This window comes from Actinospineispora spinosispora DSM 44797 (genome assembly GCF_000429025.1).
Taxonomy (GTDB): Bacteria; Actinomycetota; Actinomycetes; order Mycobacteriales; family Pseudonocardiaceae; genus Pseudonocardia; species Pseudonocardia spinosispora.
The window spans coordinates 203,755-215,960 of the sequence record NZ_KE386835.1 but is presented as its reverse complement, the minus strand read 5'-3'; the positions used below and the strand labels follow the sequence as shown (position 1 = coordinate 215,960).

The 12,206-nt window shown below is 68.9% G+C and carries 13 protein-coding genes; 4 read left to right on the top strand and 9 right to left on the bottom strand.

What is annotated here, in order from left to right; translation table 11 throughout:
* The first annotated feature begins 153 nt into the window (after positions 1–153).
* From G406_RS0134620 to G406_RS0134605, 4 genes are all read left to right on the top strand, one after another.
* Positions 154–915: a response regulator transcription factor gene (locus G406_RS0134620; RefSeq protein ID WP_084216610.1), complete on the top strand. Its 762-nt coding sequence runs from the start codon at positions 154–156 to the stop codon at positions 913–915.
* Entirely contained in the window at positions 912–2,411 is a 1,500-nt protein-coding gene (locus G406_RS0134615) for a sensor histidine kinase (RefSeq protein ID WP_028937366.1), read from the top strand. The genes G406_RS0134620 and G406_RS0134615 overlap by 4 nt, the downstream gene beginning before the upstream one ends.
* Before the next feature lie 136 nt (positions 2,412–2,547).
* Complete coding sequence (locus G406_RS0134610) at positions 2,548–3,822, top strand: ABC transporter permease (RefSeq protein ID WP_028937365.1); 1,275 nt, start codon at positions 2,548–2,550, stop codon at positions 3,820–3,822.
* A 22-nt stretch (positions 3,823–3,844) separates the two neighbouring features.
* On the top strand, positions 3,845–4,549 hold the full coding sequence (locus G406_RS0134605) for an ABC transporter ATP-binding protein (RefSeq protein WP_028937364.1): 705 nt from the start codon (positions 3,845–3,847) through the stop codon (positions 4,547–4,549).
* Positions 4,550–4,645: 96 nt separating this feature from the next.
* On the opposite strand, the gene G406_RS0134600 is transcribed toward G406_RS0134605, so the two are convergent.
* The 9 genes from G406_RS0134600 to G406_RS51760 form a co-directional block, all read right to left on the bottom strand.
* The gene (locus G406_RS0134600) at positions 4,646–4,993 is read right to left on the bottom strand and encodes a hypothetical protein (protein WP_028937363.1); all 348 of its coding nucleotides are present in this window, start codon (positions 4,991–4,993) and stop codon (positions 4,646–4,648) included.
* A 25-nt stretch (positions 4,994–5,018) separates the two neighbouring features.
* Positions 5,019–5,147 carry a hypothetical protein gene (locus G406_RS59475; RefSeq protein ID WP_281172588.1) on the bottom strand — a complete coding sequence of 43 codons (129 nt, stop codon included), beginning with the start codon at positions 5,145–5,147 and terminating at the stop codon, positions 5,019–5,021.
* Positions 5,148–5,266: 119 nt separating this feature from the next.
* Entirely contained in the window at positions 5,267–7,462 is a 2,196-nt protein-coding gene (gene katG / locus G406_RS0134595; protein WP_425414669.1) for a catalase/peroxidase HPI, read from the bottom strand.
* A 57-nt stretch (positions 7,463–7,519) separates the two neighbouring features.
* Complete coding sequence (locus tag G406_RS0134590; RefSeq protein ID WP_028937361.1) at positions 7,520–7,951, bottom strand: Fur family transcriptional regulator; 432 nt, start codon at positions 7,949–7,951, stop codon at positions 7,520–7,522.
* A gap of 69 nt (positions 7,952–8,020) precedes the next feature.
* Entirely contained in the window at positions 8,021–8,458 is a 438-nt protein-coding gene (locus G406_RS0134585) for a GNAT family N-acetyltransferase (protein ID WP_028937360.1), read from the bottom strand.
* A gap of 197 nt (positions 8,459–8,655) precedes the next feature.
* Positions 8,656–9,387, bottom strand: coding sequence for a DUF899 family protein (locus tag G406_RS0134580; protein ID WP_028937359.1), 732 nt, complete (start codon positions 9,385–9,387; stop codon positions 8,656–8,658).
* 90 nt (positions 9,388–9,477) lie between these two features.
* A complete protein-coding gene (locus G406_RS0134575) occupies positions 9,478–10,227 on the bottom strand; it encodes a GntR family transcriptional regulator (RefSeq protein WP_028937358.1) in 750 nt (249 codons plus the stop codon).
* A gap of 77 nt (positions 10,228–10,304) precedes the next feature.
* Positions 10,305–10,694 (bottom strand): VOC family protein, encoded by a 390-nt coding sequence (locus G406_RS0134570; RefSeq protein WP_342666265.1) that lies wholly within the window; start codon positions 10,692–10,694, stop codon positions 10,305–10,307.
* A gap of 18 nt (positions 10,695–10,712) precedes the next feature.
* Positions 10,713–12,152 carry an alpha/beta fold hydrolase gene (locus tag G406_RS51760; RefSeq protein WP_037080171.1) on the bottom strand — a complete coding sequence of 480 codons (1,440 nt, stop codon included), beginning with the start codon at positions 12,150–12,152 and terminating at the stop codon, positions 10,713–10,715.
* Positions 12,153–12,206: the final 54 nt, after the last annotated feature.

The window sequence follows — 12,206 nt, the reverse complement described above, 5'->3', positions numbered from 1 at the left end:
ACGACTTTGCACACCTACGCGCTGCGTCGCACACGTCCGGACATGTGCGACGCAGCACGTAGATGTGCAAAGTCGCGTGAGTAGGCGGACGGTGGCGAGAATCCAGGTGGGTTTCAGGTGGCTTGCAGGGTTGTGGGCCAGACTGGGCGCACCATGACTATCGGGCTTGCTGGATTTGATGGGGGCGCGCGGGTGAGTGGTGCGCGGACCGAGGACGGCGCGCGGGTTCGGCTGCTGGTCGTCGACGACGACGCGAACATCGTCGAGCTGCTGTCCGCGACCCTGCGGTTCGTCGGCTACGAGGTCCGGGTCGCGCGCTCCGGTGGCGAGGCGCTGGCCGTCGCACGGCAGTGGGCGCCCGACCTGATCGTGCTCGACGTCATGCTCCCGGACCTCGACGGCTTCGAGGTCACCCGGCAGCTGCGGGGGCAGGGGCTGGCGCTGCCGGTGGTGTTCCTGACCGCGAGGGACCAGATCCAGGACAAGCTCACCGGGCTGACCATCGGCGGCGACGACTACGTCACCAAGCCGTTCAGCCTGGAGGAGCTGATCGCTCGGGTGCGTATCGTGCTGCGACGCAACCAGCCGAACGCGGGTGAGCTGCAGGACGACCAGGTGTTGCGGTTCGCCGACCTGGAGCTCGACGAGGACACCCACGACGTGCGCAGGGCCGGCCAGCTGGTCTCGCTGTCGCTGACCGAGTTCAAGTTGCTGCGGTATCTCATGCTCAACGCGGACAAGGTGCTGAGCAAGGCGCAGATCCTCGACCACGTGTGGCGGTACGACTTCGCGGGTGACGCCCGGATCGTCGAGTCCTACATCAGCATGCTGCGCCGCAAGGTCGACCGTTTCGATCCGCCGTTGATCCACACGCTGCGCGGCGTGGGCTACAGCCTGCGACTGCCCCGCTCGTGAGGTTCCGGTCGCTGCGCACCAGGCTGGTCGCCGGGGTGCTGGTGCTGGCCGCCGTGGGACTGCTCGTGACGGACGCCGCGACCCTGCTGCTGCTGCGTTCCTATCTGGACTCGCGCACCGACACCCAGCTGACCGCGATCCACGAGCAGTGGTCGACTGCGGACCAGTCGGGTCTCCCGATCAAGTTCCCCCGGGCGGCGAACCAGCAGGCGTTGCGGTCCGTCTTCGGGGACGTCGTGCTGGAGAAGCGTGACATCGCCGGGGTGGTCACCGAGCGGTTCCCGAGCGACCGGCCTCGGCTGCCCCATCTGGCGCCGGTCGACCAGCTCAGGGCGCAGGGCGAGCTGGGTCGTCCGTTCACGCTGGTCGAGGCGGCGCCGGGCGGCGGGCGCACGCTGTACCGGGCGATCGTCTGGTCGCGGCCCAACGACCAGGGCACGGTGGTGGTCGCGGTCGACATGTCGGGGCAGGCGGCGACCGCAAGACAGCTGCTGCTGATCGAGCTGATCGTCACGCTGATCGTGCTGGTGCTGCTCGGGGTCCTCGGGCTGACCGTGGTGCGGCTCGGGCTGCGGCCGCTGGAGGACGTGGAGAACACCGCCGACTCGATCGTCGCGGCCGGTGACCTGTCACGCCGTGTCCCGATCAAAGCCGACTCGCGGACCGAGATCGGGCGGCTCTCGGTGACGCTCAACGGGATGCTGGCGAACCTGCAGGCCGCGTTCGCGCAGCGTGCCGAGTCGGAGACCCGGCTGCGGCGGTTCGTCGCCGACGCCAGCCACGAGCTGCGCACACCGACCGCCGGGATCCGAGGGTTCGCCGAGCTCTACCGCCACGGCGTGGTCACCGAGCCGGAGCAGGTCAGGGAGCTGTTCGCGCGCATCGAGGCGGAAGCGACCAGGATGGGGCTGCTGGTCGACGACCTGCTGCTGCTGGCGCGGCTCGACCAGCAGCGTCCGCTGGAACCGGAGCCGGTCGACCTGTTGCCGGTCGCGGTGGACACGGTGGAGACGGCGCGGGCCATCGCACCGGACCGGCCGCTGCGGCTGGAGATCATCCCCGAGCACGACGAGCCGGGAGCGCCGCCGCCGATCGTCCTCGGCGACGAACCGCAGCTGCGGCAGGTCAGCACCAACCTGGTGAGCAACGCACTGCGCCACACCGCGCCGGACACCCCGGTCACGGTGCGGGTGGGGGTGCCGGCGGGTCAGGACGTGGCGGTCTTCGAGGTGGTCGACCACGGTCCCGGGCTGGCCCCGGAGGACGCCGAGCGGGTCTTCGAGCGGTTCTACCGATCCGACCCGGCGCGAGCCCGGTTGCCCGAGCGGCCGGACGGGGACGGCATCGGCGGCGGGGTCGGGGTCGGGCTCGGGCTGTCGATCGTGACCGCGATCGTCGCCGCGCACCAGGGCACGGTGTGTCACGAGCCGACCCCGGGCGGTGGCGCGACGTTCCGGGTCACGATCCCGCTGCACTCGCTGCCGTCCTCGTCCTGACGTCCGCGTGGCGCAGCACACGAATCCCGATGGCGATTTCCGGCTGACGTTCAGCTTGCTTACAGGATCGGCTGGGAGGGTTGATCGGTGTGAGGGCCTGCCGTAGTGGTGCTGGGGAACGAGGAGTGGACCAACCGTGATCGTGCGAGATCTGCTGGCGATCGCGTTGCGTGGTCTGCGGTCGAACAAACTGCGTTCGGCGTTGACCATGCTCGGCCTCATCATCGGCGTCGCGGCCGTCATCCTGCTGACGTCGCTGGGCCAGGGTCTCTCCGGTTCGGTCAACGCGGCCGTCGAGCCCATCGCGAACAGCATCACGATCGTGCCGAAGCTCTCGCCCATTCCCGGCGGTCCGTCCGCGAAGCCGCTCACCGACGACGACATGGAGGACATCGCCCGGATTCCGCAGGTCGCCGAGCTGGTCCCGCTGGTGACGGGGGCGACCACGGGTGCGGCGGGTTCGGTGTCCAGGGCGGTCACCGCGTCGACGCCGGGTGCGCAGTTCCTGTCCGCGTCGGTCACCGGGACGACCCACAACTTCCTGTCCGCGCAGCAGAAGACGCTGAGCTACGGGACGTTCTTCACCGAGGCGCAGGAGCGCTCGGGGGCCGACGTGGTGATCCTCGGGCCACTGGTGGCCGAGGCGCTGTACGGCCCGAACCACCAGTCGGCGATCGGGCAGACACTGCGGCTCAACCACGCGTTGTTCACGGTCATCGGCGTGATGGACTCGTTCGGCGCCTCCGGCGACAACGTGATCATCATGCCGATGAAGGCCGCCCGTTCCGGGGTGTTCGGCTACGGCAAGGGCGGCGACGAGCTGAGCTCGCTGTCGGTCAAGGCGACCTCCACCCAGCAGGTCGCGGCGGCCAAGGCGCAGATCACCCAGGTGATGCGGAACAACCACCGCATCTCCGACCCGCGTTTCGACGACTTCCAGGTACAGGACCTGGGATCGCGGCTGTCCACGTTCACCAACCTGATCGACCTGATCACCAGCGCGGTGCCCGCGGTCGCGGCGGTGTCGCTGCTGGTCGGTGGCATCGGGGTGCTCAACATCATGCTGGTCTCGGTGACCGACCGGACCCGCGAGATCGGCACCCGCAAGGCGGTCGGCGCGAGCGACTCGGCGATCCTGACCCAGTTCGTCATGGAGGCGCTCACCCTGGCCGGGGTGGGTGGGTTGATCGGCGTCGTGTTCAGCGTCGGCACGATCGCCGGTCTCAAAGCGCTCCTGTCGAGCCTTGCCGCCGGCGGCAACAAGATGCTCAGCTCGTTCTCCCCGGTGCTGTCGCCCACCCCGATCCTGGTGGCCTTCGGGATCAGCCTGGCCATCGGACTGCTTGCCGGCGGTTACCCCGCATGGCGCGCCGCTCGGCTCGAACCCATCGAGGCGCTGCGCTATGAGTAGTCAATTCCACGCAAGGAGCGCAATGATCCAGCTCGAAGGCATCGTCAAGTCCTTCAGCATGGCCGAGGGCCAGATGACGATTCTGCACGGGATCGACCTGCACATCCGCCCCGGCGAGATGGTCGCCATCATGGGCCCGTCCGGCTCCGGTAAGAGCACGTTGATGAACATCCTGGGCTGTCTGGACGCGCCGAGCACCGGCCGGTACATGCTCGACGGCACCGACGTGACGAAGCTGTCGAAGAAGCAGCTGGCGCGGGCGCGCGGCGAGAAGATCGGGTTCGTGTTCCAGTCGTTCAACCTGATCCCCCGCACGAGCGCACTGCGCAACGTCGAGCTGCCGCTGGTCTACAACGGAGCGCGCGGCCGCAAGGCGAAGGCGAAGGCCGCGCTGGAGCGGGTGGGGCTCGGCAGCAGGCTGGGGCACGTGCCCAGCGAGCTGTCCGGTGGTCAGAAGCAGCGCGTGGCGATCGCCCGTGCGTTGATCAACGACCCGGCGATCATCCTGGCCGACGAACCGACCGGCGCGCTGGACACGAAGTCGACCACCGAGATCATGGATCTGTTCACCGAGCTGAACGCCGCCGGCGCGACGATCGTGGTCATCACGCACGAGGACGAGGTCGCCGAGTACTGCACGCGCCGGATCTGGCTGCGTGACGGCGTGATCCGCAGCGACGAGCCCGTCCACAACCGCCGCACCACCCTGGAGAAGATCAGCGCGTAGTAAATCCCCGACCACCCAGCGGCACGAATGTGGCTTTAGGGACGTTCAATGTCCCTAAAGCCACATTCGTGCCATTCGGGAGGGGGCTGTGGGGTGTTAGCGCTGTTGCTGCTGGCCGGTTGGGCGGCGCCGGGCGCGGGCCAGGCGGATGCACAGGCGCACGAGCAGCGTGACGGCGACCAGGATGAAGATCGTCACGCCGATGTCGGACGCGGCGATGAGGGAGCCGTCGGCGCCGCGCTTGCTCGACTGCTGGCCGAGGGTCAGGGCGCTCAGCAGCGACGCCGCGAACCACACCCCGTTCGGTAGACCGACGAGGGTGTGGCTGGGCTTCTTGGCGCGGGACATGGCTCGGAACAGGGCCCGGACGACCATGCTGATGCCGATCCACAGGACCAGCGAGAGGACGGCGAGTATCAGCCCGATACCGAGTGTCTGAACCACGTCACCCAGCGTATCGGGTCACCCACTATCCGCAGGCGAGTTCCAGAACTCTGTTGCCCAGCCGGGTGCGGGCGCGGCGGACGGGCGTCAGAACCCCGGCGAGTCCGAGGCTGAACGCGACGCCGAGAAGGATCGTGCGGTGTGGTCGGGTCATGTCCATGACGGTAGGGGCGCCAGGGTTAGGGAACGCGCCGTCGCAGGTTAAACGGCGGCCAAAAAGAACGAGGCCCCTGCCCGATCTCCGGGCAGGGGCCTCACTCGGGCCGGATCAGATCAGCGGACGTCGTAGCGGTCGGCGTCCATGACCTTGGTCCACGCGGCGGCGAAGTCGCGGACGAACTTGTCCTTCGCGTCGTCGCAGGCGTAGACCTCGGCGACGGCCCGCAGCTCGGAGTTCGAGCCGAAGACCAGGTCGACGCGGGTACCGGTGTACTTCAGCTCACCGGTCGCGCGGTCGAAGGCCTCGAACGCGTCCTCGTCGCCCGCCACCGACTTCCACTCGATGCCCATGTCGAGCAGGTTCGTGAAGAAGTCGTTGGTCAGGGTGCCCGGCGCGTCGGTGAACACACCGTTGCGCGATTGGCCGGTGTTCGCGCCCAGCACCCGCAGACCGCCCACCAGCACGGTCATCTCCGGCGCGGTCAGGCCGAGCAGGTTCGCCCGGTCGACCAGCAGGTACTCGCCCGGCAGGCGGTGACCCTTGCCCCGGTAGTTGCGGAAACCGTCGGCGGTCGGCTCCAGGTGCGCGAAGGAGTCGACGTCGGTCTGCTCCTGGGTCGCGTCGGTCCGGCCCGGGGTGAACGTCACGCTGACGTCCTGACCGGCGTCCTTCGCGGCCTTCTCCACCGCGGCCGTACCGCCCAGCACCACCAGGTCGGCGAACGAGACCTGTGCGCCACCGGCGGCGTTGAAGTCGGCCTGGATGCTCTCCAGCACGCGGATGACCTGGGCCAGCTCGTCGGGCTGGTTGACCTCCCAGCCGCGCTGCGGCTCGAGGCGGATGCGGCCGCCGTTCGCGCCACCGCGCTTGTCGCTGCTGCGGAACGACGACGCGGCACCCCACGCGGCGGAGACCAGCTGAGCCACCGTGAGGTCGGAATCGAGGATCTTCGCCTTGAGCGAGGCGATGTCGGCCGCTCCGATGACCTGCTCGGACGGGGCCGGCACCGGGTCCTGCCAGAGCAGCTCCTCCGACGGGACGAGCGGGCCGAGGTAGCGCTGGATCGGGCCCATGTCGCGGTGGGTCAGCTTGTACCAGGCGCGGGCGAACGCGTCGGCGAACTGGTCCGGGTTCTCGTAGAAGTTGCGCGAGATCGGCTCGTAGATCGGGTCGAAGCGCAGTGCGAGGTCGGAGGTCAGCATGCCGGGCGCGCGGTTGAGCTCACCGCTCTCCGGGTCCGGGACCGTGTTGCGCGCGGCGTTGCCCTTCGGCTTCCACTGGTTCGCGCCTGCCGGGCTCTTGGTCAGCTCCCAGTCGTACTCGAACAGGTTGTGGAAGAACCAGTTGCTCCACCGGGTCGGGGTCGGGGTCCAGGTGACCTCGATACCGCTGGTGATGGCGTCGCGGCCCTTGCCGGAGCCGAAGCTGTTGCGCCAGCCGAGGCCCTGCTCCTCGATCGGGGCGCCCTCGGGCTCGGGGCCGACGTGCTCGTCCGCGTCGGCGGCGCCGTGCGTCTTGCCGAAGGTGTGGCCACCGGCGATCAGCGCGACGGTCTCCTCGTCGTTCATCGCCATCCGGGCGAACGTCTCGCGGATGTCGCGGGCCGAGGCGATCGGGTCCGGGTTGCCGTTGGGGCCTTCCGGGTTGACGTAGATCAGACCCATCTGGACCGCGCCGAGCGGCTTCTCCAGGTCGCGGTCACCGGTGTAGCGCTCGTCGCCGAGCCAGGTGCGCTCCGGTCCCCAGTACACGTCCTGGTCGGGCTCCCACACGTCCGCGCGGCCGCCGGCGAAGCCGAAGGTCTTGAAACCCATCGTCTCCAGCGCGCGGTTGCCGGCGAACACGATCAGGTCGGCCCAGGACACCGTGCGGCCGTACTTCTTCTTGACCGGCCACAGCAGCCGGCGGGCCTTGTCCAGGCTGGCGTTGTCCGGCCAGCTGTTCAGCGGGGCGAAGCGCTGCATGCCGGCGCCCGCGCCGCCGCGACCGTCCTCGACCCGGTAGGTGCCGGCACTGTGCCAGGCCATCCGGATCATGAACCCGCCGTAGTGGCCGAAGTCGGCGGGCCACCAGTCCTGCGAGTCGGTCAGTACCGCGTCGACGTCGGAGGCCAGCTCGTCGAGGTTGACGCTGGTGAAGGCCTCGGTGTAGTCGAAGTCGCCGCCCATCGGGTTGGCCTCGACGGGGTGCTTGCGCAGGATCGCGAGGTTGAGCTGGTTGGGCCACCAGTCACGGTTGCCGCCGCCCTCGGTGGGGTGCGAGAAACGACCGGTCGAGACGGGGCAGCCGCCCGCGCTCTCGTCGTTCATCTCGCCGACGACGGCGTCTTTCTGGCTGTCAGACACGGGAATCCTTCCGGGATGTGCTCAGGAACTCTGTGTGGTGGAACAAGCGGGGCACAGGCCCCAGTAGATGACCTCGGCTTCGTCGATGGCGAAGCCGTGGCTGTCGGACGCGGTCAGGCAGGGTGTGTCACCGACGGCGCAGTCGACGTCGGCGATGACACCGCACGTACGGCACACCACGTGGTGGTGGTTGTCGCCGACGCGTGATTCGTACCGTGCTACCGAACCGGGTGGTTCGATGCGCCGTACGAGGCCGGCCGAGGTCAGCGCATGCAGCACGTCGTAGACGGCCTGGCGGGACACCTCGCGGAGACCTTCACGGACGACACCGAGGATGGAGTCGGTGTCGGCGTGAGGGTGGTCGTGTACCGCGGACAGCACGGCCACCCGGGGGCGTGTCACCCGCAGTTGCGCCCCGCGCAACATGCGCTCGAAGTCCGAAGTCGTCGGCACGGCGGGAAGCCTGGCGTATTTTCTGGACTCAGTCAAGAATCGCTTCGGCGCGTCCAAGATCAGATCGTGTCACGGGAGGTCGGGGCGCCGCGCTCCGGGACGATCCATGTAGGTCGGGTCGGGCTTGCCGAACCCGAACCGCGCGTACAGCCCGTGCGCGTCGTTCGTGTGCAGCATCCACCGGAAGTCCGCGCCAGGGCCGTCGTCGATCATCAGTCCGATGATGCGTTTGCCGAGGCCGTGGCCCCGGTGGTCGTCCAGGACGTACACATCGGCCAGGTAGGCGACGCCGAACCCGTCGGACATCGCACGGGCGAAACCGACCAGTGCGCCGGTCGGGTCGTATGCACCGACGACCCGCCAGGCACGCGCGACCTGGGTCCGGATGATCTCCTCGGTGCGCCAGCGACCCCAGTACGGCTCGGTTCTCAGGAACCTGCAGACGGCGTCGACGTCGATCCGATCAGGGGAGTCGTCCACCTCGTAACCATCACTGTTATCACTCATCAAGGCCACTGTGGACCATCGCGGGGAACCGGTCGAGCAGGTTTCGACCGGCCGCGGCGACGTCGCCCGATCGTGCCCCGCGAGTCGGGCCTCTCAGCACACCGAGTCGGAGGTTTCGGCACATCGCGTGGGTTCGGCGGCACGAGCGGATGTGCTCGGGCGCTCGACTCGGTGTGCCCGCATGTCCGACTCGCGGGTCAGCCGGTGAGGTCGTCGGAACGGCCGGCGGCGAGCCGGGACCACTGCGCCGTGGGCCTGCCGTCGGTGCTGAACTGCTCGCCCATCGTGGCGAACGGCTGCGGCCAGCCGGCGGGGGAGTCCTCCCAGGTCTCCTGCCTGCCGTACACGGTGCGGTCGAGCAGGTGGTAGCTGCTCGAGCCGGCCTCGACGCCCCGGCTCGTCGTCCAATACGTCTCGAACACCCGCTCGCCGTCGCGCAGGAAGTACAGGTAGCCGCCGAAGTCGCGCCCGGCGAGCAGCGGCTCCAGCGAGTCACGCACCGAGTACCACGGCATGTCCCAGCCCATGAAGTCCCGGTACCGGGCGCTCTCCGCGTACGGACCCTGGCAGAACGTCGCGTACGTGACGTCGCGGCTGTGCAGGTAGGACAGCTCCCGTGCGTGCCCGGTGAAGAACGTGCAGCCGACGCACTGCTCGGCGGCGGGCTTGCCGTCGTGCCACATGTGCAGGTAGGTGATCAGCTGACGCCGCCCCTCGAACGCGTCGACCAGCGGCACCGTGCCCCGAGCCCCGACCAGCGGCAGGCGCGCGTCCACCTCGACCATCGGCAGGCGCCGCCGCGCGGCCGCGATCGCGTCGCCCTCCCGGGTGTGCGCCTTCTCCCGCTTCACGACCCGGTCGATCTCGGCCTGCCAGCTGCGCCGGTCGACGACCTCGGGCAGCGGATGGCTCGTGCTGGGTGCGTTCATCGGTTCACCTCTCCCGTGACGGGGCGGGCACGCTGCCCACCCGTGGGAGTACTGACCGTCGAACCCTTGGAAACTCATCGGGCGAACGGCTCAGACCCGCCGAGTGATGGATGCCAGCGGGATGACCTGAGCGATCGGCTGGTCGTCATCACCGAGCCGCGGAAGATCGAGGCTGGCCTCGGCGAAGTTGCGATACCGCTCGCACAACCGGGTCTGCAGGGCGGTGGCGGCACGGAGCCGACCGGATCTCAGGAGCCGGACCAGTTCCTCATGCGCGGCGATGAACGAGCTGAAGTCCGAGTTGTACCGCGGCCCGGCCAGGTAGCGTGCGGTGAGATTCGAGTGGCGCCGGCTCGTGGTGTTGATTCTGTTCAGAACCTGATGGTCGTGCACCGTGAGAGACGGCGACAGCAGCGTGGTCAGGAAGTCGGTGGACCTGGTGATCAGGTGCTCGTCGTAGTCCAGCTCGACGAACCTGGCGTCGGGGATCAGCAGGCCCAGGTCGTCCAGGTCCGTCGGTGAGATCAGCTCACACGCCTTGGGCACGACCGACGACTCCATCAGTCGAGACACCCGGAACGCACTCACCAGGTTGTCGACCTTGAGCGGTGCGACCACCGCGACGTCACCTCGGATGTCGAGCAGGCCGTCCTGCTCGGTCCTGCGCAGCAGCATGGTGAGGGTCTCGGGGCGCACCCGGCGCTCTGCGGCGACCCGCCGCAGTGAGAGCGCCTGTCCGGGCATCAGGTCGCAGCGCTGGATGGCTTCGACCAGGTCGTCGCGCACCCGCTCGACCAGCCTCGGGCCGTCGATCTCGCGGACGGTCGCGAGCCCTGGCATCTCTACGCCTCCTCACTTGCGATCACAAGGTTCTATATAGCGCTCGTTCCTGGCGGTCGGGACTACATCATGGGGTGTCAGCGGGTCGCGAACAGGCAGAACGGGTGGCCGACGGGATCGAGCATGACCCGGACGTGTTCCTGCGGCTGGAACTCGGCGAGCGTCGCGCCCGCCTTGCGCGCCCATTCCACCGCCGCATCGACGTCGTCGACCGCGATGTCGAGGTGCACTTGTATCTGTTGCCGGCCGGGTGCTGACGGCCAGGTGGGCGCGACGTAACCGGATTCGTACTCGAAGTTGAGCGTCGGTCCTCCGACAGTCGATGGAGGCCGGATCTGGGCCCAGCCGTCCTCCGGCGGAAACCCCGCGCGCGGTGGCTCGGTCGTGGTCACCGCCAATCCCAGGAGCCGGCCGTAGAACGCGGCCAACGCGCGGGGATCGGGCGCCGCGATCGACACCGACGTCACGCGCAGCGACGGTCGCATCTACTTCAGGTCGAACTCGAACTTGTCGTGCTCGGGGTGCAGGCAGGACTGGTCGATGGGTGCGTTCGGGTTGGCGAGGAAGGTGCGGATCATGGTGCGGGCGCAGGTGCTGCCTCGGAAGACTCCGTGTGTGGCGTTGGGGATGATGCTGAGCTGGCCGTGCGGGAAGCGGGCGACGGCGGCTTTGGCGACGGCGGGTGGGCAGCCGGGGTCGATCTCGGCGGCGAGGAACAGTGTGGGTAGCTGGCTGCTCACCGGTTGAGCCTCGACCGGGTCCGGTGGTCCGACCGGGTAGTTGCGGCATACCTGGAAGTAGCGGCCCATCGAGCTGGCCAGCAGCCGGGTCACCGGGTCACGTTGGGCGCGTTGGCGCATCGTGGCCTCGTTCTCGAACGGGATTTCCTCTTTGCACAGGTGTGTCAGGTGCTGTGCTTCGTGGTAGCCGGAGCGTTCGGCCAGGTGGGTGTCCAGCTCGGTCATGTTTCCGGCGGTGAAGCGGGCGGCGGTGGCGGGCAGGGCCCGTGCGCCGGTCGCGCTGTAGGCGGCGTCCATCAGGAACGCGCCGAGATCGTCGGCGGTGTAGGTCTTGCCGTTGATCGTCTGCGGGCCGCTGAGCAGCCGGTTCGCGAACGCGTCCAGCTCGGTGGCCGCAGTGGGGTATCGGCTCTGGCAGGCGGTGTCGGCGGTGCATCGGGCGAAGATTTCGCGTACCGCGTCGGACACCATTTCCGGGCCGTTCTCGACCCAGGTGGCCTCGGGTGTCCATGGTGAGTCGAGTACGACGGCGCGGACGCCGTCGGGTGCGTGCACGATCGAGGCCAGCGCGATGCGGGTGCCGTAGGAGACGCCGAACAGGTCGATCCGGTCGAGCTTCAGTGCGGTGCGCAGGTCCTGGATGTCGTTGGCGACTTCGACGGCGTTGTACCGGGACAGGTCCACGCCGGAGGCCCGCAGCCGGTCGGCGCATGCGGTGAGTTGTCCGGCGGCGGCGTCGGTCAGTGGTCCGGCGTCGGTCAGTGCGACCGCGCCGCAGTCCAGGGCGGGTGCGGACAGGCCGCCGCCGCGTTGGTCGAAGAAGATCCAGTCCTGGTCGAGTGCGATCAGTTCGCGGCCGCGTTCGTCGCGTAGTTGGTCGCCGAGGTTCTCCACGGCGGCGGCGCCCGGGCCGCCGTGCAGGTAGATGACCGGTACGGCGCCGGGTTTCGGCGTGCTGGCCCGCACGATCGTGACCGGCAGCGCGATCTGACGGGTGCTCGGTCCGCCGCGGGTCTCGGGCACGGTGAGCGTGCCGCACTCGATCTTGTTGGGCAGGCCGGTGTAGTCGCCGGCGCACGCGCCGGGCCGGAACGCCGAGTCCGGCGGCGGTGGCTGCGCTGGCCCCGAACAGGCCGTGGCGGCCACCAGGACAACGGCCAGTACCGACCCCGACAACAACCGCATGGTTCCCCCCTGGCGCCAGTCGATCCACAGACCCTAGCGCGCCCGCCGCGTACC

Bases quoted from the DNA above. Each gene is read 5' to 3' on its own strand.
- G406_RS0134620 (WP_084216610.1), top strand. From the start codon at position 154: ATGACTATCGGGCTTGCTGGATTTGATGGGGGCGCGCGGGTGAGTGGT.
- G406_RS0134605 (WP_028937364.1), top strand. From the start codon at position 3,845: ATGATCCAGCTCGAAGGCATCGTCAAGTCCTTCAGCATGGCCGAGGGC.
- G406_RS59475 (WP_281172588.1), bottom strand. From the start codon at position 5,147: ATGACCCGACCACACCGCACGATCCTTCTCGGCGTCGCGTTCAGCCTC.
- katG (WP_425414669.1), bottom strand. From the start codon at position 7,462: ATGAACGACGAGAGCGCGGGCGGCTGCCCCGTCTCGACCGGTCGTTTC.
- G406_RS0134585 (WP_028937360.1), bottom strand. From the start codon at position 8,458: ATGAGTGATAACAGTGATGGTTACGAGGTGGACGACTCCCCTGATCGG.
- G406_RS0134580 (WP_028937359.1), bottom strand. From the start codon at position 9,387: ATGAACGCACCCAGCACGAGCCATCCGCTGCCCGAGGTCGTCGACCGG.
- G406_RS0134575 (WP_028937358.1), bottom strand. From the start codon at position 10,227: ATGCCAGGGCTCGCGACCGTCCGCGAGATCGACGGCCCGAGGCTGGTC.
- G406_RS51760 (WP_037080171.1), bottom strand. From the start codon at position 12,152: ATGCGGTTGTTGTCGGGGTCGGTACTGGCCGTTGTCCTGGTGGCCGCC.